Origin of the sequence: Paenibacillus mucilaginosus 3016 (assembly GCF_000250655.1) — a bacterium.
In the GTDB taxonomy this organism is placed as follows: domain Bacteria; phylum Bacillota; class Bacilli; order Paenibacillales; family NBRC-103111; genus Paenibacillus_G; species Paenibacillus_G mucilaginosus.
On sequence record NC_016935.1, the window covers coordinates 7,769,263 to 7,794,338 of the forward strand.

A 25,076-nucleotide genomic window follows, 5' to 3' on the forward strand; every position below is an offset into this window, starting at 1 on the left:
CAGTCCTTTAAGGACCATGCGCGTTTATAAGAAATAGAAAGCTGAATACTATACGCCCTTAATGACCGCAAGCGGCACGCACTTCGCCACGACACCCGCGAGTCCGGCACCGACCACGCTGTCGATGATCGCGTCCACATCCTTGTAGGCCTGCGGCGCCTCGTCCACGATCGCCTCCAGGCTCCGCTGGTTGACGACGACCTCGTCCGGCGTGCCGACCCCAAGGGCAGAAGCGAAGTCCCCTGCGCTGACCAGCCGCTTCGTCGCACTCCGCGAGCGGACCCGGCCCGCCCCGTGGCAGATCGAATGATAATTCGCCCGCCCCTGCGGCAGGCCCGCCATGAGGTAGGACGCGGTCCCCATCGAGCCGGGGATCAGCGCCGGATGACCCGTCGCACGGTAGGGCTCCGGGTTGTCCGGATGGCCCGGCGGCAGCGCCCGCGTCGCTCCCTTACGGTGCACGAAGTAAGCTTCGCCTTCGTGCTCCTCTTCCCATGCATAGTTATGCATGAGGTCGTACAGCGTCCGCATCTCGAAGCGGGAGCCGAATACGTCCTTCGCCGCCTCGCGGATGGCATAGGCGATCAGATGCCGGTTCACGACGGCATAGTTCAGCGCCGAGTACATCAGGTGCAGGTACAGCTGCCCGGCTTCGCTGTCCAGCGGGGCGAAGGCGAGCTTCGGGTCCGCCGTGCCCATGCCGCTGCTGCGCATCCACTTCGCCACTTCCCGGCCGGCCAGCTCATTGACCGCGCCGCCCCACGCCCGGGATCCCGAGTGGATCATGACGATGATCTGCCCGTCCTTCAGTCCCCACTGCTCCGCGGTGGCACGGGCCTCTTCGGGAATCTCCAGCGCCTGGATCTCGGCAAAATGGTTCCCGCTCCCCAGCGTTCCGAGCTGCCGGTGCCCCCGGTGCCAGGCCGCCTCGGGCATCCGCTCCAGGTATTCCTCATCGAAGCGGAACCGGCTGTGCTCGACGTGAGAGAGCGAGGTGGCTTTCTTCGGCGTATAAGCGTCCGGCACGTACTTGCGCGGCAGTCCGTGCAGCCCCTTCCGCACCACCTCTTCCAGCCGGAAGTCAGCGAACTGCCCCCTGCTCTGACTGTCCGCCGGCAGCAGCTTCTCCACGGCCCGCACCAGCTTGCGGCGCAGCTTCAGATCCTGCAGCTCTTCCCGCTGCAGATTCGTCACATGCACCCGCATGCCGCAGCCGATGTCGCTGCCGACGATCGACGGCGAAACGTACGCCTCCTCCGCCCGCCACACCGCCGTTGTGCCGATGCAGGTCCCGACGCCCACATGGACGTCCGGCGTATAGCTCAGGTAATGCCCTCCCGGTATCTGCAGGTTGTTGTTCGCCATGGTGAATACCTGGGTCTCCATCGCCTCGAACAGCTCCCGATTCGCATACACGTGCAGGTCCCCCGCCGGCAGCCGCATCCTGCGGTAATACTCATCTTCCCAATCCTTGATGTCGTTCATAATAAAGAAAGTCAACTTCCTCCTTCTGCATTCTTGTACCGCGGCAGTCCGCCTGCCATATAAGTTAATTCATACGTCAAATGATTAGAGTCCCGAATAAAAGTCGAACGGAATGCGCATTACGTTTGGGGTCCGTAGAGGCCGGAGAAGCTGGGATGACCTGTACGGGCCCCCCTGAATTTCTGCTCTTTCATCATGGCGTCCGGCCTCCTTGTCGTATGAGATAGGCTTATGATACAGCCACCGAGCGCCTCCTGTGGAGGGAGAGCTTCGGTATAAACGAATTTGTACCGCCCCCGCTGCCGGAGCGCCGCCTTCCAGCAACACGAGATCAGCGGCCCGAGGAGCCCTATGTTCGGACAGTGCGCGTTACGCTTCAAGCACAGAGGAAGGAACCGGGTTCCCCGAGCCCCCATTTCCGTCCTCCATACACAGCAAAAAGCCCGGCTGCGCACTGCGCTGCCGGGCTTCCCCTTGCTTGGAACAGGGATGTTCGCTTATACGTTCAGGCTGACTTGATAGCCAGGCTGATTCTTCGGATGGCTCTGGTCGAGGAACACCGAACGGTCATTCTTCAGCATGATGACCTCGAAGAATGGAGTGAATCTCTGCTCCGTAATGTTGAAGGCCGTCAGGAACTTCGCGAAGAGCTCCTGCTCCTGGCGCTCCGGTTCGCCGTCCGCCAGCGAGGAGTCGACGAGGTTGACGAGAATACACATTTTCTGCGCATCGGTCAGGATCGGAGCCGCTTCCTTCAGGAACGTATCGATGGAGTTCGAACGAATGTACTTCAGCGCGCGGTCGAGCAGCGCGCGGTTGTTCGCGCCTACGCCGATCGTGCCGCCGCTCTTCTCGCCGCCGAGCACCGCCAGCAGCTGGCCCACTTCCTCGTTATCCATCTCTCCGTCGGACTGCATCATGTAGAGAAGCGAAGTCGCGAATGCGAAGTGAGGTGTCATGCCTTCCGTTGATTTATCGCCTTTGAACATATCAAACAAACCCATGAGTGGAACCCTCCCTGATTTATGTAGCCTGGGCCGGCTGTGCCGCCCGATACCCGTTCATACGGACGAGCCTCCGGATGGTTTCAGACAGGTTTATGCTTTTTATTTATCAGGACGGATTTCCCTGGATTCCCCTTGAATCCTGACTTCGAACAGCGTATCATGAGCACCAAAAGATGAGGTGAACATGTCCATGTATGAACATATCGTAGCTTTCCGATTCCACAAGCCGATCGGCCCGGAGATCGAACGCGGGCTGCTGGAGCAGCTGCATGCCTTCAAGGGCCGGATTCCCGGTATTGTCGAGGTGACAGCCGGCGTCAATATGACCGAGGAGAAAGACAACATTCACGACTATACGCTGGGCCTGCGGGTCACCTTCGACAGTCTGGAGGCCCTGCGCGCTTACGGCCCGCACCCGGTACATCAGGAGTTCGTCCGGTCGCTGGACGGTATTCTGAAGAACGTGGTTGTCATCGACTATCCGATCGCTACCTAGGATCGCTACCTAGGATCGCTGCCTAAGCCGGCTGCCTAACCCACCGCGGTCCCCTTTTTGTCCAAGCGCCTTCCGGCCAAACGATCCTCACCAAAAGAAGCTTAGCCAAGCGTCGCTGTCCGCAGCCGCCGGTTAAGCTTCTTTTGGTTTGTTCCCTGGAAGATCCGTCCACACCCGCCGCCTCCTGCATCCGCAGCTCCCTTCGTGGAACCTCATCAGAAGAACCCGCAGGCCGGCCCCTCGGTGTGGGTATGGGCATACCCCTGCACGCCCTCGGGCACGTAGATCTCCAGCCGGACTCCGTCCGGATCCAGGAAGAAGATGCCGCCGACCGGTCCAGATCCGTAACGTTCAACCCGACATGCCCTGTTTTCATGCTCCGCACTCTCCTTTTAACCATCATAATGTACTTACGGGTATTATATTATCGATTTTGGTTTAACTTGTAAATACCTAATTTACAGGTTAGAATAAAAAGACAACACGAGGAGGACCGCTCTTATGAAAGAATCCAAAATGCCATCACCCTTCCTATGGATCGGCAACCACTGGGTCGTCGACTTCGTCAATACCCGGATCATCGCCTCGGGCAGCCGTGTGGAGCTTATCCCCGCCTTCGGCGATGTCCTCCGCTGGCTCGGGGAAAGCGGCCGTTCCTCTCTCATCCAGCCAGCGGTGGCACAGCTTCCGGCCGGCAGGGAAGAGGAGCTGTACGCCGAAATCCTCGAGCTGCGGACGCGGCTGGAGGACGGCTTCGAACAGCTGCTCCGGGGCGGGTCCTGGCCTCCGGAAGACATGCGCAGCCTCTGGAACGATGCGCTGCAGCGCCATCCCGGCTGCCTTCAGGTCCGCACGGAAGGGGGCGCCTTCCGGACGGAGCGCGTCTACGCGCTGGAGCACCTGCCCGGGCTGTTCTGGGAGGAAGCCGCGCTGTTCCTGCAGTCGCTCGAGCCCGGCAAGCTGAAGCGCTGCGAGAACCCGGCCTGCATCCTGTACTTCTACGACAACAGCCGCAACCAATCACGCCGCTGGTGCTCCATGGCCGGCTGCGGCAACCGCATCAAGGTAGGCCTGCACTACAAGCGCAAAAAAATACCGCTTCCGAAGGAAACGGTACGGCATTGGAGTAGCGAAGCACCTGAATCGTCAGGCAAGACCGCGGACGTGGCGGGATTCATTCCGGCCGTTGAAAAAGGCCTCAGCCTGGGCGGCAGTGCCCGCCCAGGCTGAGGCTTCTTATGGTTTGCGCCGGACACATGCGTGCTGCCCCTGCCCGGAGACCCGATGCCGCACAGAGGCGGGGCCGGGCAGCATACACGGACTGGCCCCGAGGGACCAACGGGGTTCCCCCCCTGCGGGAGCGGACCGCTCCGGCAGTGAGCCCCGGGCTGCCAAGCTCGCCGCGTGCCGGCGAGCCTAACGCCCCGGCCCCAGCCGTCTACGCGGCACGCTGAGCAGCAGCCTGCCTCCCGCCTTCGGTCACTCCCTGCCTGCGGCCGGCCTGCCGGCCCAGTGGCGGAGCACCCGCTCCACCTCCTGCTTACGCACCGGTTTCGGCAGGAAATCCTTCATCCCGCTGCGCAGGCAGGCCTCCCGGTCCTCCGGCCTCGCGTGGGCCGTGACGGCAATGATCGGCGGCACGCACTCCGGCGGCAGACGACGGAAGAGCGTACGGGCGGCCTCCGTGCCGTCCATGACCGGCATCTGCACGTCCATCAGCACGGCATCGTACGGCCGGGAGAGCACCGCTTCTACGGCCTCCGCCCCATTCTCGGCGAAGTCCGCCCGGCACCCGAGCTTCTCCAGGATGCGCAGGAGAAGCTGACGGTTCACGGGGTGGTCCTCGGCCACGAGCACCCGTACCCCGTACAGCCCGCTCTCCTCCGGCGCCGGGCCGGCCTGATCTTCTTCCGGCGTTGCCGCCGCAGGAGCACCGCCCTCATCCGCGTCTTCGGCCCCCCCGAAGGGCAGCACAAAACGGAACGTCGAACCCCGCTCCCACTCGCTGGCCACGGTGATGTAGCCGCCCATGAGCTCAGTCAGCTTTTTGCAGATGGCCAGGCCCAGTCCGGTACCGCCATACTTGCGGGTAATGACCGGATGCAGCTGGGAGAACGACTGGAAGAGTTCGCCAAGCCGCTCCGCAGGAATCCCGATGCCCGTATCCTGCACGGCGAATTCGACGAGCAGCCCGCCCGGCTCCCGCACCGGGATGCGCCGGACATTCACCAGGACGCCGCCGCGCTCCGTGAACTTGACAGCATTGCCGACGAGATTGACGAGCACCTGCCGGACCTTGGCGCTGTCCCCGGTGAGGATGAGCGGCAGGTCCGGGGCCAGCCGGCACGAGAGCTCAATGTCCTTTTCGGCCGAGCGCGGCCGGAACAGCTCGAGAACGCCGTCCAGCAGAGACCGCAGATCGAAGGGTCCCGGGTCCAGCGGCATTTTGCCCGCCTCGATCTTGGAGAAATCCAGCACATCGTTCAGCAGGAGCAGCAGCGCCTGCGAACTCTGGCGGACGATCTCCCCGTACTCTCTCTGCTCCTCCGTCAGCTCCGTCTCCAGCAGCAGCTCCGTCATGCCGATGATCCCGTTCATCGGGGTGCGCAGCTCATGGCTCATCATCGCCAGAAATTCGCTCTTGGCATCGGCCGCCCGCTCCGCCGACTCCTTCGCCCGCAGAATCTCTCGTTCTCCGGACATGTCCCGGAAGACGACGACGGCCCCTTGAATACTCCCCCCGTCCAGCATCGGGTTCACGCTGTACTCGACGAGAAAGCTGGAGCCGTCCTTGCGCCAGAACACTTCGTCGCTCACCTGGCGGCTCCGCCCATCCCGAAGCGTACGGTGAACGGGGGCCTCGCCGGCTTTGTAAGGACTCCCATCCACATGGGCATGCTGCAGGAGGCGGAAAACCTCGGCCCCGAGCAGCTCTTGAATCCCATAGCCGGACATGTCCGCCCCTGCCGGATTCATGAAGATGAGACGGCCTTCACGGTCCACCCCGAAGATGCCCTCGGACACGGAATCCAGAATGAGCGTGTGACGGTAGCTCAGCTGCTCGATCTGCTTGATGTACCTTTTGCGCTCGGTAATATCGTTCGCGATCCCGTACACCCCGACCACGCGCGCCCCCACAACAATGGGCACATTGGCTACGCTGATATCGATGCGGCGCCCCTCCTTATGGATGATCGCCGTCTCGTAATATTGGGGGCTTCCCGCAGCAGCCCGTTCGAAGTGCATTCTCGTGCGCGGCAGCTCCCGGGGGTCCACCACTTCGGCGAAAGACATGCCGAGCAGCTCCTCCCGGGTATACCCGCTCAGCTCCTGAAGATTCGCATTCACGGAGAGGTAGCACCCCTCGAGATCGAACGAATACACGCTGGCCGGGTTGTACTCGAAGAGCGACTTGTACCGCTGCTCGCTCTCCTGCAGGCGCTGCTCCGCTTCCTTGCGTTCCGTTATGTCGCGGGATACCGCGATAATCTCCAGTCCTGCACCTGTCATGGCATCATACGTATACCTGCCCGTACTCTCGAACCAGACGTAATGCCCTCTCTTATGCCGGACGCGGTACGTTACCGTGTAGATGCCCTGTGCCCGCAGATTGGCGGAGAGATAGTCGCTCACGAGCGCAGCGTCTTCCGGGTGAAAATAATCGTAGGCACTGCTGCCCAGGAGCTCCTCCGGCTCGTAACCCAGCAGGGCAGCCGAGGACGGAGAGGCGTACAGGTAGGTCGCCCGTTCATCGGCCGCATGCAGCGAAATGAGATCCATCGAATGCTCCGAGAGCAGCCGGTACCGCTTCTCGCTTTCGCGCACCCGCTCCTCCATCCGCCGGCGCTCCGTGATATCCTGAACGGTTCCGATGCGCCGCACCTCATTCCCCTGCTCGTCCCGTATGGTGCTCCACCGCGAGTGAACGAACTTCTCCGTGCCATCGGCCAGTCGGACGCGGTACTCCATGCCGTCCGGCGCCCCTACCCTCGAGCGCCGCAGTTCTTCATCGAATGCGGGACGGTCCTCCGGATGGATGCAGTCCACGAATACCCTATAGTCCGCAACCGCCTCTCCGGCCGGCAATCCGTACATGCCCAGCAGGTCATCCGAGCAATAGAACTCCCTTGTCGCAAGGTCCATGCTCCAGAACCCGAGCTTCGCCACCTGCTGGGCCTGGGCGAGGCTTTCCCCGCTGCGGCGCAGCTCTTCCTCGGCCGCCTTGCGCTCACTGATATTGCGGCCGATGCCGATAATCTTGTCCACTCGGCCTCCGGCATCCCGGATCAGCTTGACGGTGGTCTCGAACCAGACATAGTGTCCGTCCTTGTGGCGCACACGCCCGGTGTTCAGCAAATGATTTCCGCCGGTCCGGTTGTTCATCTGTGCAGCATCCTCCGGATGGTAGAGATCCTTCAGCTGCGTCCCGACCAGCTCTTCCGGCCGGTAACCGAGCTGCGGCTCCACCGACGGGGAGATGTACCGGCAACCCCCATCCGGCGTGCTGTAGGAGATGACATCCTGCGCATTCTCCGAGATGAGGCGGTACAGCTCGTCGGACTCCTTCCACCTCCGCTCCATCTCCCGCTGCCCCGTCACATCTTTGGCGAGTCCGTAGATGCCGACAACCGTGCCTTCCGCCGTGATCGGCACATAGGTGACCTGCAGGTCAATGAGGATGCCGTCCTTGCGAAAAAAAATCAATCTCGAAGGAGCTCGGACGCCCCTCCAAAGCCTCAGCCAGATGCCGCCTGCGCTTCTCCAGCTTCTCCTCCGTCAGGAGCCGCCTGCAGGGCAGTCCGATGAACTCGTCCACGGTGTAGCCGGTAATCCGCTCCACCGAAGGATTCGCGTCGATGTAACAGCCGCCAGTGTCCATCACATAGATGGCATCGGGATGATTGTGATACAGGGACTTGTACGCTCCGCCCTCCGAGATGATCTGTCTGAGCCGCTCCGTTTTGTTCGTCTCCAAGTCCAACTTCCTTTCCCGGGGGATGAGGGCACCGGCGTTACCGAAGTCCATGCCCCTCCCTGTTGTCCGTAAATGTACACGCTCCCATTATAGGGCCTGCGGCCGGATTATCCAATGCGGACCCGGGCAGCTGCCGCCCGGGCCTCACGATTATGCTTCCTGTGCACCGGGCAGGAAACCGGCCGAAGGACGGATTAGTCCGGCGCCCGCACTCCATCCGCACTCAAGCAAGGTCACCGGGCCTCATCCTTCCGGGCAGCCGCCCGCCCCATCATATACGGATAGAGGAACACGAGACCCAGGGCGTACAGCATGAAGGCAAAATAGGCCGGCAGCAGGTGGATGAAGCTCGTGTAGCCGATGAAGTAATGAACGCTGAAGCCGGCCAGGAAAGCCGGCAGGCCTCCCAGCGCCAGCGTCCACCATACCCACCGCCGCCCCTCCCCGATGCCCCAGAGGGCGATAATCAGCACGGCCAGCGCATCGGAGAACAGCGCACCGCCGAAGCCGGCCCGGTCATGCGCGATGAGCGGAATCAGCCGCGCGTTGATCTCATTCAGCATCTCCGGGGTCGCACACAGGTACTCGAGGTCCGTCGGAACGAACACCCGGGTGATGCCGATCGAAGCGATAATGACCCCGCCGGCAGCCAGGGCGAAGCCCAAGACGACGAACAGGAGCTGTCCGAGCTGCGCGAGCCGCCACTCCGGGCTGTTGAGCCGACCTGCCGGCTCATAGGACGGCCGATCCGCTGGCGCCCGCATCGCCAGCACGAACATCGGCAGGAGCAGCGCGGCCGCCAGCGCATGGAGCGGGTCAAAGTAGCCGTAGCCGAGGTACAGGAAGAACGAGCTGAAGCCGACAAGCCCGGAGGTCATCAGCGCCGTGCGCGTCCAGTGCTGCCCGTGCCGCAGGCCGTGATAAGCGAGCTGGAAGTAGACGACGCCGATGGAGATCATCGTGCCCGCCAGGGTGACCCGGTCATGGGACATGAAGCGCAGGATGCCGCTGTTCGCCAGGTCCAGCAGAGCCGGGTCCATGCCGAGGAAGCTCACGTCATAAGGCAGCACGACGGTGGTGGCCGCGATCATCCAGGCCAGCACCCCGCCGAGGATCATGCCGAGCCCGAGCAGGCACATCCAGCCCCAATGCGCCCAGAAGGAAGGCAGGGCGGGAGGCGCCGCTCCGCGCACCTTCTCGTAGATCAGCGCCTCGTTGATCCGCTTCGGCAGCCCCGGCCCCGAGAAGACGAGCCCGCTGTGCAGCAGTACCGCATCCGCTCCCGCCTCCACTGCATCCAGCGCATCCTGCGGCTGGTGGATCCCCGCAGCGGCGACCAGCGGGAGCCCGGGGCCGAGCGCGCTGCGGACCCGCCTCAGCTGCGCCAGTGCGGGCTCCAGGCCTCCTCGGCCGATATGGGCCGCTCCCTGCGCCGAGTAGACGGCCTCGCCGACCACGAGGCCGTCCCACGCCTGCTGCCGCAGGAAGGGCAGCAGTGCCGCGAAGCCCGCCGCGGTGAAGTCGAGCGGCAGGTAGAACAGCATCGGCCGGCCGCCCTGCTCCGGCTCTGCGGCCCCCGCTTCCCGTACCGCCCGCATCACCCCGGCCGCCGCTTCCAGCGTCCAGCTGTCCCGGACCTCCGGTGTCAGCACGTCGATGTGGAAGCCGGCCGCATAAGGGGCCAGCTTCGCGGCCATCTCCTTCAGCTGCGCGGACGCCTCCGCCGGGGAAGCGCCGGGCATCGGCCGCAGGCGGAAGAAGCGGGGGAGGGTGTGCCCCTCTCCCCGGGCCAGCCGGCCCAGCAGACGCTCCAGCCCAACGTTTACGGCCGGCTCGGGATACACCAGCGTCTCCTCAGCGGTATCCCGGCCGACGGGCAGGCTCCCGGGGATCTCCCTTACGGTGACCGGGCCGATCTCCATGAAGCCGAAGCCGAACTGCGCCAGCGCTTTCTGGGCCGCCCCGCGGATATCCAGCGAGCCGCTGAGGCCGACCGGATACTTCACGGGTATGCCGCACAGCTCCCCTTCCAGGATCGGGTGCGATTCCATATGGCCGAGCGTCTTGATCACGAACGTACCGCCCGGGATCCGGCTGAGCAGCCCCATCGCCCCGAGCGTCAGATCGCGGGCCGGAAGGGAAGGCAGACGGAACAGAAGCGGGCGGAACAAGGATTGATAAGACCAATCCGGCATACCTTTCCTCCTTAAGGGCCGGCATCCCGCCGGCCTGAAACTTCCGTATTGACCTTGACACTAATGTCAATCGCTAGAATAGGATCATCCCACCGACACAGGAGATGATCGAGATATGATGAATAAGGAACAGGCACAGATAAGAATGAATCCGGAGGACCGGCCGCCCGTTACGGTGGTCGGCCTCGGCCCGATGGGCCGGGCGCTCGCCGGCGCCTTTCTCCGCGGCGGCCATCCCGTCACGGTATGGAACCGCACGGCCGGGAAGGCCGGGGAACTAGTGGCTCAGGGGGCATTCCTTGCGGACAGCCTGACCGCCGCAATCTCCGCCAGCCCGCTCGTCATCGTCTGCGTGCTGGACTACCACGTCGTCCGCACCCTCCTCGGCCCTGAGGCTCAGGCACTCGGCGGACGAACGCTCGTGAACCTGACGGCCGACACCCCCTCGCGCTCCCGCGAGATGGCCGCCTGGGCAGCTGGGTACGGCATCGATTATCTCGATGGGGCGATCATGACGCCTACGCCGACCATCGGCAGCCCAGCAGCCGTCGTGCTGTACAGCGGTCCCGAGGCCGTCTACGAGGCCTCCCGGCCGGCACTTGCAGCCATCGGAGGCAGCGCTTCCTACCTCGGGACCGATCCCGGCCGGGCCGCCGCCTATGACGTGGCCCTGCTCGATGTCTTCTGGACGGCGATGAGCGGATACACCCATGCTCTGGCCCTGGCCCGCGCCGAGCGGATCGCCCCGCGGGAGTTCGCGGCGTATGCCAAGGGCATTGCGGCCATCCTGCCCGATATCATGGAGTATATGGCTGCCTTCGTCGAAGAGGGCCATCATCCCGGCGACGCCTCGAACCTGAACTCCGCGGCCGCAGGAATGGATCATATCATCCAAGCCTCGGAAGACCACGGCATGGAGGCCGGCGTGATGAAGGCCGCCAGGGCCCTGGTTCAGAGAGCCCTTGACGCGGGACATGGGAACGATGGGTTCTCATGGCTGACCGGACTTTTGGAGAAGGACTCCGTCTAACCCGCCGCCCGTCCCCCCCATCCATCCCGGATGGGGGCTTTGGGCTTGGAGCGTTAGACGGGCGCGGTCTGCTCCGCTCCTTCGCTTAGCGCCGCCCTTTCCCTTGCCCTCTTTTTGTCCAGCATGGCTTTGATCTGCCGGTCCAGCCGCGCTTTCACCGTCTGCAGGTCACGAATCTGCTCTTGAATCCGGTCCGCCTTCTGCCGGTACAGCTCCAGCATCTCCTCACAGAATTCGTATTCCTCCGGCCCGCTGTTCTCGCCGCGCAGAATATTCTCGATCTGCTCCACGGTCAGCCCCAAGCCCAGGTAGAGCTGAATGATGCGGATCCGTTCCACGGCCGACTCGTCGAACTCCCGGTAATCGTTCCCAAGACGTACGGCCGGGAGAATCTTCTTTTTCTCATAATGCCGGATGGAGCGCGTGCTCGCCCCGGTGAGTCTTGAGAGCTCCCCTATCTTCATCTCCGAATCCCTCCCTGTTCTCCCATTGTACCCCAGGGCGGATCAATCAGGAAGCCTCCCGACCCTTCCCCCGAACGAAAAACGCGCCTCCAGAAAACAAAAACACCGTGTCTCCATAAAAATAAAGAAACGCCCCCTCCATCAAAGGGGACGTCGTATCGTGATACTGCTCGTGCTTCGGACCACAGCGGTCCGGACGTCTTCTCACTCGGCTGCAGGCAGATCGAGCGTAGGGGTTTCGTCAAAGAAATTCCACGGCTTCAGCATGGCATGCACCCATTCGGTCGGCATGATCGGCCACTCTTCGGCGCGCGCCACGTGGGTAGCTCCGGTGGTGATCCACACCACATTGTCCCGTCAAAGGCAGATGCTCCGTGATCTGCCGGATCCAGGCCTTCTCGGCCTCGAACAGCAGCCTCTCATGCTCAATGAAGAGCAGGTCATAGGCATGCTGCTCCTTCTGCCCCTCCACGGAATGAAGATGAGCCTCCATATCGCCGAGAATACGGTTGATCTTCAGGAGGGCCAGATCGGCGAAGCGCCGGATCTCTTCAGGGGAACGGCGCATATTGAATTTCAATGCCAGTTTGAAGCCGTAGAAGCTCGGATACAATCCCTCGAACGCAAGCTCCTGCAGCGAATCAAAATACCGCCGGCCTGCCTCCGTAGGTTCATACATCGTTTTGGGCGGAAACGGTCCTCCTTTCATCTGCTTTGTCTCCTGAATGTACTGCTCTTTCTGAAGCTGCCGGATCGCATGGTAAATGGAGCCCGGCTTGATCCCGATCCAACGGTTAACCTTCTTCTGTTCGAGCACCTGCAGAATATCGTATCCGCTGCCTTCCCCCAACTGCTCCAGGGCGCCCAGCGTAACGAACTGGGGAATGTTCATGATGGACCGCCATTCATTATTGGGATATTTTAGATTATTTTATTCAAATTTTACTATTCAAATTTGAATAAGTCAACAGGCTGATGGTAACCCAAGGCAGTCCCCTGCCCAGCGTTCGGGGTCCCTTTGGAAGAAGTACATCCGTGGGTGATATGAATCCGGCACCAAAAAAAGGACCACACGCTCCAGGCATGTGATCCTCTCCTCTCCCCTTCCTTTCCCTCCATCGCCTAGCGTCCCGGTGATCTACTGCTTGTTCTTCCACTCCAGCAGAATTTCTTTGTCGCGGCCGAGCCGCTTCTCGATCTCCTTCCGGACTTCCTCCAGAAGCGCCTTCGAGTCCTGGTCCGCCTCTACGCCCTTCACGATCGCTTGAGACCAGATGGCCTGCGCTTTCTTGTCCAGCGGAGTCACTGTCCGCTCCTTCATCCGCCCGGCCAGCTCTTCGAACAGGGCGTACGTCCGCTGGCCGCCCAGGTACGCGTTGACCCGCTCCAGCTCAACCGGATTCCCACGAGCCGGCAGGTAAGCGGGAATGGAGCCGCCCATGCCGTCCTTGCTCGCCACCGTTACCGAATGCTCGATGAACTTCCAGGCCTCCGCCTTATGCCTGCCTTGGGAAGGCAGGAGGAAGCTCGAGGAATTCTCGAATCCGTACAGCCCGAACGGCAGGCGGGCAGCCCGCCACTTCCCCTCGAGCTCCGGGGCCCACGCCTGAATCTGGTCCGCCCCCCAGGTGCCGAGATACATCATGGCGATCCGGCCGCTGCGTACGGCCTTCTCCCCCACCTCGGTCCACACATCCACATTGGCGTCCAAGCCCCTGTGGTTCACTTCCTTCGCCAGATCAAGCGCACGTTCGAACTCGGCGCTGCTGCGCTGGAAGTTCAGATTCCGGTCAAACAGAGGCGTACTCGCTTCAAAGAACCGAATCAGTTCATTATCCCATTGGGTGATGTAACTGCCGTGCTTCAGCAGCTCCTCGCCCATGGCCAGCCAATTGGCCGGGTCCTCCATGAACGTCCCGAGCGCTTCCGGCTCATCCGGGAACCCGTACGCCTTGAGCAGGTCCGCGCGGTAATAGGTGAGCGACGGTGCCGTTGCCAGCGGCAGGGGCGATCAGCCTTCCGCCGTCCAGCGAGAGCATGCTGTCCCACATCGCCGGGCTGAACCCGGCTTGATAGCGGCCCGCATCGTATGGGGGGGACAGCAGATTCTCCACCCCTTCGATGGCTCCGAACTCACCCAGATGCGCGCTGTCCACCATCAGGATGTCCGGAGCCGTCCCGTCAGCGAGCGCGGCCAGGTATTTCTGCGAGTATTCGGCGAACGGATGGACCTCCACCTTGATGTCAATCTCCGGATAATGCCGGCGGAAGCCTGCGATCGTCGCGTCCCAGCCGTTCGGGTAATACGTCCACATCGTGAGCTCGACCGGCCCCTGGGAGACGGCCGGCGAATCGGCAGGCGGGGCCGGGAGCGGAGGATCCGCAGGTTGGCTGCATCCCGCCAGCACAGCCAGACAGAACGCAGGGAGCGCCGCCGTGAAGCGGCGGAATAGGTCGGAAGCTTTCATGCTGCATCTCCTTTTTGATCCGTAATCGTCTTACTCCCTCAGTCTTACTGCCGCACCATCAGCGGCTCTCTGCGGGCCACCAGCTGTGCGAACTCCGGGACGGGCAGCGGACGGCTGAAATAATACCCCTGCAGCTCGTCGCATCCCTGCTCCACAAAGAAATCGACCTCGCCCTGCGTTTCGATCCCCTCCGCCACCACGCGCATCCGCATGCTGTGCGCAAGCTCGATAATCGCCTGGACGACCGCAGCCTTCTTCCGGTCCGCTTCGATGTTCTCGATGAACGAGCGGTCCAGCTTCACATGATGAATCGGCAGATGGAGCAGCTGGCTCAAAGAAGAATAGCCCGTCCCGAAGTCGTCGATCGAAATCTGCACACCGAGATCCTTGATCTGCTCGATGGTCCCGATGACGCTGTCGACATTCTTGATGAACACCCCTTCGGTCAGCTCCAGCGAGATGTAGCGCGATTCCAGACCGGTTTCGTTCAGAATGCTCCGAAGCTTGCCGGCCAGGTCGCCTTCTTCAAAATGCCGGGCCGAGATGTTCACGGCCACCGGCAGGGCGGGCAGCCCTTCATCCTGCCAGGCCTTGTTCTGGCGGCACGCTTCCCTCAGCACCCACCGGTCAATCTCAAGAATGAGGCCCGATTCCTCCGCCTGCGGAATGAAGCGGTCCGGCGGGACCGCGCCGAGCTCCGGATGCTGCCACCGGATGAGCGCCTCCATCCCGCAGATCCGCCCGGTAGCTCCGCAGACCTTCGGCTGATAGTGCAGCCGGAACTGCCTCTGCTGCAGCGCCTCCCGGATGCCCGTATCCATCCGCAGCTTCTCCGCGGCCCCCTCCTGCAGCGGTTCGTCGAAGAACCGGATGCGGCAGCCCCCCTGCTCCTTGGCATGGTACATCGCCATATCCGCATTCCGCACGATCGTATCCATATCCCGGCCGTCCCGCGGGAAGAGGGACACGCCGAGACTGGTCGTGACATAGACCGGGGTTCCCTGCAGCACGACCGGCTCCTCGAACGAAGCGAAGAGCCGCTCAGCCTGCCGGCGGAGCAGAGCTTCATCCGATCCCTCCGCGACCAGGACGAACTCGTCGCCGCCCAGCCGGAATACCCGGGAGCCGGCCGGCGCATGCGCCACGAACCGGCTTGCGGCCACCTGAAGCAGCTCGTCTCCCGCCGCATGGCCGAGTGTGTCGTTGATCTGCTTGAAGCGGTTGAGGTCCGCGAATAGTACGCTTGCCGGACGCTCCGCAGCATCCTCCCGCTCCATGAGCTCCCGCAGGTAGCTCATGAAATACAAGCGGTTCGGCAGCCCTGTCAGCGCGTCGTAATAAGCGAGACGATGAAGCTTCTCTTCCGAGCTGCGCAGCTGCCCGGCCTGCTCCTCCAATCGCGCGTTGATCCGCTGCGATTCCTGGAACATGCGGCTGAGATTGTGCGACATTTCCCTGAAGTTGAAGATGAGATGGTGGAACTCCGAGATCCGGCTGCTCGGCCATTCGACGGCCTGTCCTTCCTGCAGCTTCCGGGGCAGTCCCGTAGTCGCTTCCGTCAGCTGAAAGACAGCCCGCATCAGCACTCGCCGAAGGAAAACGGACACGAGCGTGATACAGGCGACGAACAAGAAGAGAAACCGGAACTGTTCCTTGTATTCCCCGAACACCTGGCTCTGGTAAGCCGACGTCGGCACCTCAATATACAGGTGGAACGGAAGCGGCTCAAGCTGCTGCACGAGCACGAAGCCGCCCTCCTGCCACTGCTGCGCCGGGAGACGGCCGGACTGCGGCTGGGACAAACGGAGGAAGAACCGCTCCCCAAGCGGTACGGTCCTGTGCTCCTCCTGCCACCGGAAGACCTGGCGGGACACCACACCGTCGCCGTTGCCTGCAAGAATGCGCCCGTCCGGATTCGTGATAATGATCTGGAACAGCGTTTCCGACGTATGCTTGTCCACCAGATCCTGCAGACGCCCGAGCTGGACCACGCCCATCAACCGGACCCCGGTCAGGTCCTCCTGCTCCCACTGCTTCAGTTCCTGGATCAAGCTGTTCGCGGTATTGACCGCAAGTCCTCTGGAGCTCCGAACCGCGGCATCGTAGGACGACCAGGAATTTACCACCATATAGAGCATGTAGGGAAGCACCAGTCCGCCGAGGGTCAGGTGGACGAACAGCTGACCGAGCGACAGAATGCCCTCCGGTTCTCTGCAGGCACCGATGCCTGCAGGGTACAGCACACTGCGGATGAGCAGATCCGCCGCCAGGGCATTGAATACGCCGTTTGTAATCGAGAACATCAGAATCGGCACCAGCAGGCTTTCCCCCGCCCCATACCCCACGTCCCGGCCCAGTAGGTCAAGGGCAGCCCGACTGCAATCCAGTAGACAAAATCCCACCGCGCCAGATTGGCTCTTCCCTTGCCGGAGAAGAGTCCGAGGAACAGCACTTCCAGCATCAGCACACCGGCTTCATAGACCGGACCTCCGAACCAGAGCCCTGCGGCCCCCGCCGTCGCTCCCGCGGCAAGCCCCGCCCACAGGCCGAAGAGACGAAGGGCGGTCAAGAGAAAGAGGCTCGCAGCCGACAGGGAGATCCCATACACCAGCTGCAGCTCCCAGGCGGCTCCAAGCACCGCGAGAAGCAGACAGGCCAGGAAGAGGAACAATTTCCTCTTCCTGCCCCCGCCTCTCCCCTTTGCCTGAGGATTTCTATGTAATTCACCGCTATTCATAGCCGTAGTCTCCTTTTGGCGCGCTGCCAAAGAAAATTTGCGGTCGTTAGGGCCTGGTCGAAGAGCATCCGGGAGTGGCGGGCCATCCCGCATTCCTTCCAAGCAAAAAAGGAGCACCTATGATTAGGCAGCTCCAGTTATGGTCCTTCCATCGCTGTCTGCAGCAGCCCGGCTGTCATGCGCATAACGCTGTAGACCCGTGGCTTTGCGTCCCATGCTTTCGCATGGTTTGCCTTTTTCGATCGCATATCTAAATACTTTTCGACACAAATCATCAAATTCCTCTTTTTATCCTACTTTGTTCCTATTGGAAAATGCTGCTGACCCTCTTACGAAGCTTCATTATACTTGTTTATCGCTTAAAAAAGCGGCCCGCCGGATGTCTCCGGAGGCCGCTGTCTGCTTAGCGTACCTGGCTCCGCCTAATCGCGGTTCCAGCCGGCAATCGCCGCCAGGAAGCGCAGAATGTAGAGGAACAGGTTGATGAAATTCAGGTACATGTTCAGTGCGGCCAGCGGCACTTCCTCCGGCTCCACTCCGTCGCGGTACTGGGCTACGTCATAGAGCACCCATCCGCTGAAGATCAGGATGCCGAGCGTCGACCAGACCAGGTTGACCGCCGGCCCCATCGGAACGAAGATTGCAATGACGCTCATCAGGATCAGGCCGATCGTGCCGGCGAACAGGAAGCCGCCGAGGAACGAGAAGCTGCTCTTGGAACGGTACGCATACCAGGCCAGCGAACCGAAGATCACCGTAGTGGCGAAGAACGCGCCCGATACGATGTTGGCGCCAAGGACACCGCCATAATGCATGATGACCGGATACAGAGCCACACCGGAGATGGCCGTGAAACTGTAGAGGAACCCGTAGCCGATGTGTCTGCCCCTCATCCGGAGCACGAACGCCGCCACGAGCATTACCAGCTCGGCCACAATGAAGGCCGGCACGAGGGCCGGCGGCACGAAGACCGCGCCGAGCAGGGTGCCCACGAAGGACACCAGCAGGGACAGGGAGAACATGCGGAGAATGTGGCCTAAGCTTCCCCGGTCCGAATACGTTAATGTTTGCTGCTGCATGGAATGAGACAGCCTCCTTTTTCCATTTCATGAACTAGCTTCATTATCTTGTCTATTTTATATTACGTCAATAGCCGCGTTATGCCTTTTCCCGTTCCTCACTTTTGTTTGAGGCCGGACAGGCAGGGGTAAATACATAGCGTAATCGTGAGAGGGCTGCTGGACGAGGGGCCCCACAATCCAATTGACGGTATGGGAGGTTATTCAAATGAGCAAGCAAATTGTCGGGGTATTCAATACGGAGGAAGAAGCGATTCGCGTCATTGACCAGTTGAAAGACCAAGGGTACAGCGCAGACGATATCTCGGTTGTCGGCAAAAACCGCGGCGGACTCGATATGATCGAGGACGAGACGGGTTCGAAGGCCGAAGAAGGCGTTGCTACCGGTGCGGCAGCCGGCGGGATGCTCGGCGGAGTAACCGGCCTGCTGGCGGGGATTGGGGCACTGGCGATCCCTGGCGTAGGTCCGGTGATTGCGGCAGGTCCGATCGCAGCGGCGCTGACGGGCGCGGCGGTAGGTGCGGGTGCCGGCGGGATCGTGGGCGGTCTGATCGGCCTCGGCATTCCGGAAGACGAAGCGCGTGACTATGACGCCTACGTCCAGGAAGGCAAGATCCTGGTTCTCGTCGAGTCCGACGCCGTTCGTGACGAGCATGCCTTCGGCACGTTCCGCTCGAACAACTCGCTGAACGCCGACCGCTACGGTACGGATTATTCCTACCGCGCCGACAAGGACAGTGCGCTGGATCGCGCCGGTGACGCGATTGACCGTTCGGCCGACCGTGCGGCTGACGCCATCGAGCGCGGCTGGGAGAAAACGAAGGATGCGGTAGGCAGCGCTGCCGACAAGACGGCTGACGCGGTAGACCGCCTCGACGGCGAAGTGGAGCGTCCGTATGCCGGCAACGCGGATGCGGCCAACGTCAGTGTCTACGGCCAGTCGCTCGACGGTACGGCTACGGCGGACCTGAGCCGCTCGAACCTGGGCGCCCCTCTGAACGAAACCGAAGCGGAGCGTGAGCTGCGCCTGCGTGAAGAGCGTCTGCAGGTGGACAAGGAGCGCGTGCAGTCCGGCGAAGTCAGCATCCGCAAGGAAGTCATCGAAGAGCAGCAGACGATCAACGTGCCGGTGAGCCGCGAGGAAGTGTATATCGAGCGCCGCGACGTAACGGACGGCCGCACGGACAACACGCCGCTCGGCGAGGACGAAGTCATCCGCATTCCGGTCACGGAAGAGCGCGTCGAAGTGACGAAGAAGCCGGTCGTTACCGGGGAAGTGGCTGTCGGCAAGCGTGAAGTTACGGAGAACCGTCAGGTGTCCGATACGGTGAAACGCGAGGAAGCCGTCATCGACAGCACAGGCGAAACCCGGGTGAAGGGCGACCTCGTCGATGCCGACGAAGAGCTCATCAACCGCAACCGCCGCTAATCCGGAGGCCGGCTGCAGCCCATCCCTGCAGCTCCCCAGGCCGCCGTGCCGTTGCTCCCGCATAAGCGGGGGTAACGGCTTTTTGGCGTGGACAGGGTTTCCCCCGGCCATTGTGCAGGCGCAGGCTGCGCGCGAACCGCCTTCCACCCTCTGGAATAAATTCCAGACTTCAGGCGCATCCTGAAGAGGTATGGAAGCCCCGTTCGCCCCTCGCGGGGAATCACGTATGGAAAAGGCTGTGATGCATTTTGGTTGCCGTGCTGTATTCACTGCTGTGGATTCTGGCTGCCTTCCGGTGGGCGGACCGCAATTGGGAACGGTATTATCCCACCCTCCTCTTCTCCGTCATAGGCAACTGTCTGTACGAACTGCTCTGCTACCGGTACCCGCTGTGGCAGATGGAACCGAACGGCCTGCCCGCCGCCATGATTCCCATCCTCCTGCTCATTCTGATCGGCATGCCGCTGTCCACCTGGGTGTACCTGTCCCTCTATCCGTCCGGGGGAGGCTGGCTCGCTCAAGCCCGGCACATCCTTGCCTTCACGGCTGTATTCATCCTGCTCGAATTCGTCTCCGTGAAGTGCGGCTCCATTACCTACCATAACGGCTGGCACCTGGGCTGGTCGCTGCTCTTCAATATCTTTATGTTCATCATGCTGCGGATTCATTTCTTGAAGCCCCTCACCGGCCTGGTACTGTCGGCCGCATACACCCTGCTGCTCATGAGCCTGTTCCATGTGTCCCTCGATAAGATGAAATAAAGCCTGTTAGCCCGGCGGGCCGCAGCCATCTGACAAGCTTAACGGCTTTGCCGTCCTCCTAAGAAAAAAAGCCCCCACCGCTCCCTGCGGTGAGGACTCTCCTGCCTGCATACCCCTTATTGCTTCGGTTCCTGGAAGGTGATCGACGCGGCGGCCTGCTGGATCTGTGCCCAGAGCGCATCGGTCTTCACCGCTTCATTGACCCGGACTTCCATGGTGTACACCACGCCGTTCTTTTCGAACACATATTGATTGAGCGTGTACGGAATATCCTTGCTGATATACTGCAGAGCGAATTTCTTCACCGTCAGTCCGAGCATCGGCTCATCGCTCACCGTATACACATACTCCGCATCAATCCCGTGATTCGTCTGATGCTCCTTTTCGATCCGGCTGACGGTCTCCGCCAGATTGCCGTCTTCCACGGCGGACAGCTTAATGCTGCCTCCGTAGAAGTAGAACGTGCGGCCGGTGCCCAACTGGCTGAGGTACTCCGCATACCGGCTGTCAAAATCCTCGCGGCTTGTCGTGCTCCAAGACTCCGGCACCACAATCGAGTACCCGTATTTCTCACTGGTGACCGTCACGGTGTCCGTGTCCTTCAGAAGCTCGTTCTCGTCCTGAATGAATCCGATGGAAGCATTCATGCTGTCCTTGGGGAAATGAACCGAGGCGATAAGGTCCGCCATCGTCTTCTCCGCAGCTTCCTGCGCCTCTTCGGCATACTCGAACTGCAGCTCATACTTGTACTTGTCTTTGAAAATATACAGAACGAGCGCGTGCTTCCACTCATCCCCCATCGTGTAGGCGAACCGCTGGCTCAGTGCAGGCACGCCGTCTACCGTAATGTCAGCCGGCGCTTCTACCTTGCGGTACTCTTCCACGTAGGTCCGCTTGAAGCGTTCCTCGTCGCGGGCCGCCCAGTCCTTCAGCGTATCGCCCGACGAGACGGAGCTGACGCGTACGGACAGATCCACATCTTCTTCGGTATGGGTATAGGTCATGCCTTCCCCATAGCCTTCCTCCCAATCCGCCGGCAGGTCAAAGGAAATTCCGTATTCCGTCGCCACCGTGTTCTTGTCCCCGTAGGAAGAAATGTCCTTCAGCGCCTTGTCCTGCTTATCGAAGGCAAGCGTGAACGTATCGAGGAGATCCTCATACGAGCTGCGCTTCGCATTGTTCTGGTAGTCGGCTTCCTCCGACACAAGAAGAGTCAGGTAGTAAACTTGGTCTCCCTTGTGGAAGGCCCGGGCCTGGTAATAATACTCTCCGTCGGCCTTGCCCACAAGCTTGGCGTAAGGCTGGGAGCCCTCTTCCACATAGCGCCTCTCGAGCACGGTCTCCGCTTCCCCGTCCAGCTTGCGGAGCAGGCCGTAAGGGGACAGGTCCGCACTCTGGTTCTCTTCGACATGGATGGTGATCGCATACTCTTCCTTCGCATCCCGGAAAGTCACGGAGCCTTCATCGGACTGGTTCATCTGGATGAGGCCGGCCGGATATCTCATCGACCAGCCGTAATGGCTGTCGCCGATCCTCGTCTTGCCCTGGTCCGAATCGATGTACGAGCCTGCCGCATCCTGGACCAGCTTGACATCAGCCGTCTTCACCTCGCCGAGGACGAGCTCGACGGTCTTCGACTGGCCGCCGGAGCGCAGGGTCAGGCTGATCTTCTCCTGCGGAAGATACTTCTTCAGAGCCTCATTGTAACCGACCAGGGTGTTCACGGCGGTCTGGCCGATGGATTGGATGATATCGCCCTTCTTCAAGCCCGCCTTTGCCGCCGGCGATTCGGCTTCCACGTAAGTGACTTCAAGCCCGCTGCCCGAAGGAATGCCCACGACCGCTTCCCAGCTCTCGCTGAGCTCCACACCGACATACGGCCGTTTGACCTTGCCGTACTTGAAGAAATGGCCCAGCACATGCTGCACCGTATCCACCGGGATCGCAAAGCCAAGGCTGTCCACCCCGTACTCCACATACTTCAGGGTGTTGATCCCGATGACCTGTCCCTTCATATTCACGAGGGCGCCGCCGCTGTTGCCCGGATTGATCGCGGCGTCCGTCTGGATCAGGCTGTAGGACGAGTGGACCGAACGCTCCATCCCGCTCACAATCCCCGAGGTCACCGAATTGCGCAGGGCAAACGAAAGCGGCGTGCCGATCGCCATGACCTGCTCCCCTACCTGGATGTCCGACGGTGAAGCGAAGGTGGCCAGCGTCAGTCCGGAGGCTTCGATCTTCACCAGAGCCAGATCGCTCTCTTCATCATAATGCGTGGTGCGGCCCGCATAGGACTTCCCGTCCGAGGTCACGACGGTGATGTTGCGCATATCCTTCACGACATGCGCGTTCGTCAGAATGTACCCCTCGCTGCGCACAATGACACCCGTTCCGTGCGCGAGCTGATAGCGGCTCTCGACCTTCTTGCCTTCGCCCGGCTTGCCGATGATCGCGACGACCGACGACGTCGTCTTCTCGATCACCGCCGCGCTGCCGGTCTTGGCGGCTGCAGCCGTCTCTGCGAATACGGACGCAGGTCCCGCCAAAGTCACCAGCAGCAGCGCCGCCGCGGAAGCATATCCTACTTTCGAACCCCAACTCTTTGTTGTCTTCATCTGACGCCTATTCCCCCGTCTCAAGTTTCCATAGCTACTAAAATCTATCACAGCGCCGGGGGCTTGGCAATAGAGAATATAGGACTTTATACCTGGTAGTTTCCGCCTGTTTCAGGCTTGCGAATCTGCGTTTCCCATTCAAGAATTGGGTCTCGGCAATTAGATGTTGCATTGATAGACCTTCCTCTTTATAATCGATAAATGATAATGATAATTATTATCGATGAATACATAGCAGTCACTACCTATCAAAGGAGCCCTCCGTCATGACCCGCTCCTCTCTCCCTTCCGGAGACCGTACCGTCCCCTGGCGTACGCTGCCGTATCTGGTTCTGGCCGCGTCCCTGCTCGGCCTCATCCTCTCCCTGTTCTTCGCGGTATCGTTCGGAGCCAAGGAGCTGACCAACGCGTCGGTATGGCAGGCGGTCACCGCTTATGACCCGGCGCTGCCGGCCCATCAGATCATCCGCGAGCTGCGCCTGCCCCGTGTGCTGGGCGCCGCTCTTCTCGGTGCCGCCTACGCCGTGGCCGGTGCCCTGATGCAGGGGGTCACCCGCAATCCGCTGGCCGATCCCGGGATTCTTGGCATCAATTCGGGGGCCATGCTGGCGGTTGCGCTCAGCTTCGCCTTCTTCCCCAATCTGCCGTATGCCGGCATGATCGCGCTCGCCTTCGGCGGGGCCGTGTGCAGCACGCTCATCATCTACCTGCTGGCCTCCTCGGTTCCCGGGGGACTGACGCCGCTGCGGCTGACGGTCGCAGGCTCGGTCGTGGCCGCCCTGCTCGGCTCCCTGTGCGAAGGCATCGCCATCTACTATGAGCTGAGCCAGGATCTGGCGTTCTGGTATGCCGGTGGAGCCGCCGGCGTCAAATGGATGCACTTGAAGCTGCTCCTGCCCGTCATTCTGGCGGCCCTGCTCTTCACCGTGCCGCTGGCCCGCTCCGTCTCCCTGCTCTCGCTGGGAGAGGAGACCGCCTCGGGGCTTGGGATCCGCACCGGGCGGGTCCGCGTCCTGGCGATGGCCACGGCCGTGCTGCTCGCCGGCGCTTCCGTCTCCGCCGTCGGCCCGGTCGGCTTCGTCGGCCTGGTCGTCCCGCACATGGCGCGCAAGCTGATCGGCGGCGATTACCGGCTGATCCTGCCGCTCTCCGCCCTGCTCGGCGCCCTGCTGCTCGTGCTGGCGGACCTCGCCGCCCGCACCGTGAACCCGCCCCGGGAGCTGGCGCTCGGCGTGATGGTGGCGATGATCGGCGTACCGTTCTTCCTGTATCTCGCCCGTCAAGAAAGGAGCGGTCTCTAGCATGCTCTCATTCACCGCCAAGGGGAGGCGTGCCTGGACCGCCGGCGCGGCCCTTGCGGCCCTCAGCGCCTGCGTGGTGCTCCTCTCCCTGAATACAGGATCGATGAGCATCCCGCCGTCGGGCGTTCTGCGCACGCTCCTGGGATTCGGCTCCCCGGACGAGAATCTGGTCCTGTTCGAATACCGGCTGCCCCGCATTCTCGTGACGGCCCTGGCGGGCATCGGGCTCGGGCTCTCCGGCGCCATCCTGCAGGGCCTCTCGCGCAATGCGCTGGCGGACCCCGGCATTCTCGGGCTGAACGCCGGAGCGGGGTTCGGTCTCGTGGTCTTCATCTCGTTCTTCTCGGCGATGAAGGGACCGCTCTCGCTGCTCATACCGTTGTTCGCCTTCGGGGGCGCCGTCTTAAGCGCGGGGCTCATCCTGCTGCTGGCCTATGACCGCCGGCTCGGCCTCACCCCGATCCGGCTGATCCTCACGGGCATCGCCGTGGCCGCCGGCTTCAGCGCCCTGGCGCTCTTCCTCTCGCTTCAGCTCGATGAGGATACCTATGCGTTCGCGGCCCGGTGGCTCGCCGGGAACGTGTGGGGACGCACCCCGGAGCATGCCGCTGCGCTGCTCCCCTGGATCGCCGTCTTCGGGCCGTACGCGCTGCTGCAGGCCCGGGCGCTCAACGCCTTCTCGCTCGGCGACGAGGTGGCGGCCGGGATCGGCCTGCCGGTGAACCGGCAGCGCATCCTGCTGCTGCTGACTGCCGTGGCGCTCTCGAGCGCTAGCGTGGCCATGGCCGGCGGCATCGGCTTCCTCGGCCTGCTGGCCCCCCAGCTGGCGCGCAGGCTCGCCGGGAACCGGCACGAGCATCTGCTCCCGCTGGCCGGGCTCATCGGGCTCGCGGTTCTCGTGGCCGCCGATACCGCCGGCCGGACGCTGTTCCTGCCGAGCTCCATTCCCGCCGGGGTGGTGGTGGCCGCGGTCGGTGCGCCTTATTTTCTCTACCTGCTTACCCGCACCAAGTAACATCCATTTGTACAATTCT

General features: G+C 61.9%; 20 protein-coding genes, 1 pseudogene and 1 riboswitch. Of the genes and pseudogenes, 7 read left to right on the plus strand and 14 right to left on the minus strand.

The window, feature by feature from the left end; genetic code table 11:
* Positions 1-48: 48 nt before the first annotated feature.
* Both PM3016_RS32245 and PM3016_RS32255 read right to left on the minus strand, forming a co-directional pair.
* Positions 49-1,485 (minus strand): RtcB family protein, encoded by a 1,437-nt coding sequence (locus PM3016_RS32245; RefSeq protein ID WP_041619330.1) that lies wholly within the window; start codon positions 1,483-1,485, stop codon positions 49-51.
* A gap of 497 nt (positions 1,486-1,982) precedes the next feature.
* A complete protein-coding gene (locus PM3016_RS32255) occupies positions 1,983-2,489 on the minus strand; it encodes a tellurite resistance TerB family protein (RefSeq protein ID WP_013920645.1) in 507 nt (168 codons plus the stop codon).
* A 187-nt stretch (positions 2,490-2,676) separates the two neighbouring features.
* On the opposite strand from PM3016_RS32255, the gene PM3016_RS32260 reads away from it, so the two are divergent.
* Together PM3016_RS32260 and PM3016_RS32265 are read left to right on the plus strand one after the other, a co-directional pair.
* A complete protein-coding gene (locus tag PM3016_RS32260) occupies positions 2,677-2,988 on the plus strand; it encodes a Dabb family protein (protein WP_014372270.1) in 312 nt (103 codons plus the stop codon).
* 501 nt (positions 2,989-3,489) lie between these two features.
* Entirely contained in the window at positions 3,490-4,218 is a 729-nt protein-coding gene (locus tag PM3016_RS32265) for a CGNR zinc finger domain-containing protein (protein ID WP_014372271.1), read from the plus strand.
* A gap of 249 nt (positions 4,219-4,467) precedes the next feature.
* On the opposite strand, the gene PM3016_RS32270 is transcribed toward PM3016_RS32265, so the two are convergent.
* The 3 genes from PM3016_RS32270 to PM3016_RS32280 form a co-directional block, all read right to left on the minus strand.
* Positions 4,468-7,692, minus strand: coding sequence for a PAS domain S-box protein (locus tag PM3016_RS32270; protein WP_238540372.1), 3,225 nt, complete (start codon positions 7,690-7,692; stop codon positions 4,468-4,470).
* A complete protein-coding gene (locus PM3016_RS40530) occupies positions 7,658-7,963 on the minus strand; it encodes a PAS domain S-box protein (protein WP_238540373.1) in 306 nt (101 codons plus the stop codon). The genes PM3016_RS32270 and PM3016_RS40530 overlap by 35 nt, the downstream gene beginning before the upstream one ends.
* Before the next feature lie 233 nt (positions 7,964-8,196).
* Positions 8,197-10,158 (minus strand): dihydroorotate dehydrogenase, encoded by a 1,962-nt coding sequence (locus PM3016_RS32280; protein ID WP_014372272.1) that lies wholly within the window; start codon positions 10,156-10,158, stop codon positions 8,197-8,199.
* A 115-nt stretch (positions 10,159-10,273) separates the two neighbouring features.
* On the opposite strand from PM3016_RS32280, the gene PM3016_RS32285 reads away from it, so the two are divergent.
* On the plus strand, positions 10,274-11,188 hold the full coding sequence (locus PM3016_RS32285) for an NAD(P)-dependent oxidoreductase (RefSeq protein ID WP_014372273.1): 915 nt from the start codon (positions 10,274-10,276) through the stop codon (positions 11,186-11,188).
* Between the two features lie 53 nt (positions 11,189-11,241).
* Here PM3016_RS32285 and PM3016_RS32290 read toward each other — a convergent pair whose 3' ends face one another.
* The 8 genes and pseudogenes from PM3016_RS32290 to PM3016_RS32310 all read right to left on the minus strand — a co-directional run bounded on the left by PM3016_RS32290 (position 11,242) and on the right by PM3016_RS32310 (position 17,936).
* Entirely contained in the window at positions 11,242-11,652 is a 411-nt protein-coding gene (locus tag PM3016_RS32290; protein ID WP_014372274.1) for a MerR family transcriptional regulator, read from the minus strand.
* Positions 11,653-11,856: 204 nt separating this feature from the next.
* The gene (locus tag PM3016_RS37715) at positions 11,857-12,000 is read right to left on the minus strand and encodes a copper amine oxidase (protein ID WP_337999614.1); all 144 of its coding nucleotides are present in this window, start codon (positions 11,998-12,000) and stop codon (positions 11,857-11,859) included.
* A gap of 307 nt (positions 12,001-12,307) precedes the next feature.
* Positions 12,308-12,544 (minus strand): annotated as a pseudogene (locus tag PM3016_RS40535) (PadR family transcriptional regulator); the annotation flags it as partial.
* 246 nt (positions 12,545-12,790) lie between these two features.
* A complete protein-coding gene (locus PM3016_RS32300; RefSeq protein WP_337999647.1) occupies positions 12,791-13,657 on the minus strand; it encodes an extracellular solute-binding protein in 867 nt (288 codons plus the stop codon).
* Complete coding sequence (locus PM3016_RS40985) at positions 13,584-14,120, minus strand: ABC transporter substrate-binding protein (protein WP_274379990.1); 537 nt, start codon at positions 14,118-14,120, stop codon at positions 13,584-13,586. Before PM3016_RS40985 ends, PM3016_RS32300 begins: the two co-directional genes overlap by 74 nt.
* A gap of 44 nt (positions 14,121-14,164) precedes the next feature.
* Positions 14,165-16,435 carry a putative bifunctional diguanylate cyclase/phosphodiesterase gene (locus PM3016_RS32305; protein ID WP_238540374.1) on the minus strand — a complete coding sequence of 757 codons (2,271 nt, stop codon included), beginning with the start codon at positions 16,433-16,435 and terminating at the stop codon, positions 14,165-14,167.
* Positions 16,423-16,857, minus strand: coding sequence for a hypothetical protein (locus PM3016_RS40540; protein WP_238540375.1), 435 nt, complete (start codon positions 16,855-16,857; stop codon positions 16,423-16,425). Before PM3016_RS40540 ends, PM3016_RS32305 begins: the two co-directional genes overlap by 13 nt.
* A 159-nt stretch (positions 16,858-17,016) precedes the next feature.
* Positions 17,017-17,101, minus strand: a riboswitch (cyclic di-GMP riboswitch).
* 178 nt (positions 17,102-17,279) lie between these two features.
* A complete protein-coding gene (locus PM3016_RS32310; RefSeq protein ID WP_014372277.1) occupies positions 17,280-17,936 on the minus strand; it encodes a Bax inhibitor-1/YccA family protein in 657 nt (218 codons plus the stop codon).
* 208 nt (positions 17,937-18,144) lie between these two features.
* Here PM3016_RS32310 and PM3016_RS32315 point away from each other — a divergent pair, with 208 nt between their 5' ends.
* Positions 18,145-19,365, plus strand: a complete 1,221-nt coding sequence (locus tag PM3016_RS32315) for a YsnF/AvaK domain-containing protein (protein WP_013920660.1) — start codon at positions 18,145-18,147, stop codon at positions 19,363-19,365.
* 257 nt (positions 19,366-19,622) lie between these two features.
* On the plus strand, positions 19,623-20,126 hold the full coding sequence (locus PM3016_RS32320) for a CBO0543 family protein (RefSeq protein ID WP_238540652.1): 504 nt from the start codon (positions 19,623-19,625) through the stop codon (positions 20,124-20,126).
* A gap of 116 nt (positions 20,127-20,242) precedes the next feature.
* Here the strand turns inward: PM3016_RS32320 and PM3016_RS32325 are convergent, their stop codons facing one another.
* The gene (locus PM3016_RS32325) at positions 20,243-22,741 is read right to left on the minus strand and encodes a S1C family serine protease (protein WP_014372279.1); all 2,499 of its coding nucleotides are present in this window, start codon (positions 22,739-22,741) and stop codon (positions 20,243-20,245) included.
* 332 nt (positions 22,742-23,073) lie between these two features.
* On the opposite strand from PM3016_RS32325, the gene PM3016_RS32330 reads away from it, so the two are divergent.
* Entirely contained in the window at positions 23,074-24,042 is a 969-nt protein-coding gene (locus PM3016_RS32330) for a FecCD family ABC transporter permease (protein ID WP_420798981.1), read from the plus strand.
* A gap of 1 nt (position 24,043) precedes the next feature.
* Positions 24,044-25,057, plus strand: a complete 1,014-nt coding sequence (locus PM3016_RS32335; RefSeq protein WP_013920664.1) for a FecCD family ABC transporter permease — start codon at positions 24,044-24,046, stop codon at positions 25,055-25,057.
* Positions 25,058-25,076: the final 19 nt, after the last annotated feature.

Bases quoted from the DNA above. Each gene is read 5' to 3' on its own strand.
- PM3016_RS40540 (WP_238540375.1), bottom strand. From the start codon at position 16,857: ATGAATAGCGGTGAATTACATAGAAATCCTCAGGCAAAGGGGAGAGGC.
- PM3016_RS32260 (WP_014372270.1), top strand. From the start codon at position 2,677: ATGTCCATGTATGAACATATCGTAGCTTTCCGATTCCACAAGCCGATC.
- PM3016_RS32335 (WP_013920664.1), top strand. From the start codon at position 24,044: ATGCTCTCATTCACCGCCAAGGGGAGGCGTGCCTGGACCGCCGGCGCG.
- PM3016_RS32280 (WP_014372272.1), bottom strand. From the start codon at position 10,158: ATGCCGGATTGGTCTTATCAATCCTTGTTCCGCCCGCTTCTGTTCCGT.
- PM3016_RS32265 (WP_014372271.1), top strand. From the start codon at position 3,490: ATGAAAGAATCCAAAATGCCATCACCCTTCCTATGGATCGGCAACCAC.
- PM3016_RS32290 (WP_014372274.1), bottom strand. From the start codon at position 11,652: ATGAAGATAGGGGAGCTCTCAAGACTCACCGGGGCGAGCACGCGCTCC.
- PM3016_RS40985 (WP_274379990.1), bottom strand. From the start codon at position 14,120: ATGAAAGCTTCCGACCTATTCCGCCGCTTCACGGCGGCGCTCCCTGCG.
- PM3016_RS32325 (WP_014372279.1), bottom strand. From the start codon at position 22,741: ATGAAGACAACAAAGAGTTGGGGTTCGAAAGTAGGATATGCTTCCGCG.
- PM3016_RS32245 (WP_041619330.1), bottom strand. From the start codon at position 1,485: ATGAACGACATCAAGGATTGGGAAGATGAGTATTACCGCAGGATGCGG.
- PM3016_RS32315 (WP_013920660.1), top strand. From the start codon at position 18,145: ATGAGCAAGCAAATTGTCGGGGTATTCAATACGGAGGAAGAAGCGATT.
- PM3016_RS32255 (WP_013920645.1), bottom strand. From the start codon at position 2,489: ATGGGTTTGTTTGATATGTTCAAAGGCGATAAATCAACGGAAGGCATG.
- PM3016_RS32310 (WP_014372277.1), bottom strand. From the start codon at position 17,936: ATGCAGCAGCAAACATTAACGTATTCGGACCGGGGAAGCTTAGGCCAC.
- PM3016_RS32285 (WP_014372273.1), top strand. From the start codon at position 10,274: ATGATGAATAAGGAACAGGCACAGATAAGAATGAATCCGGAGGACCGG.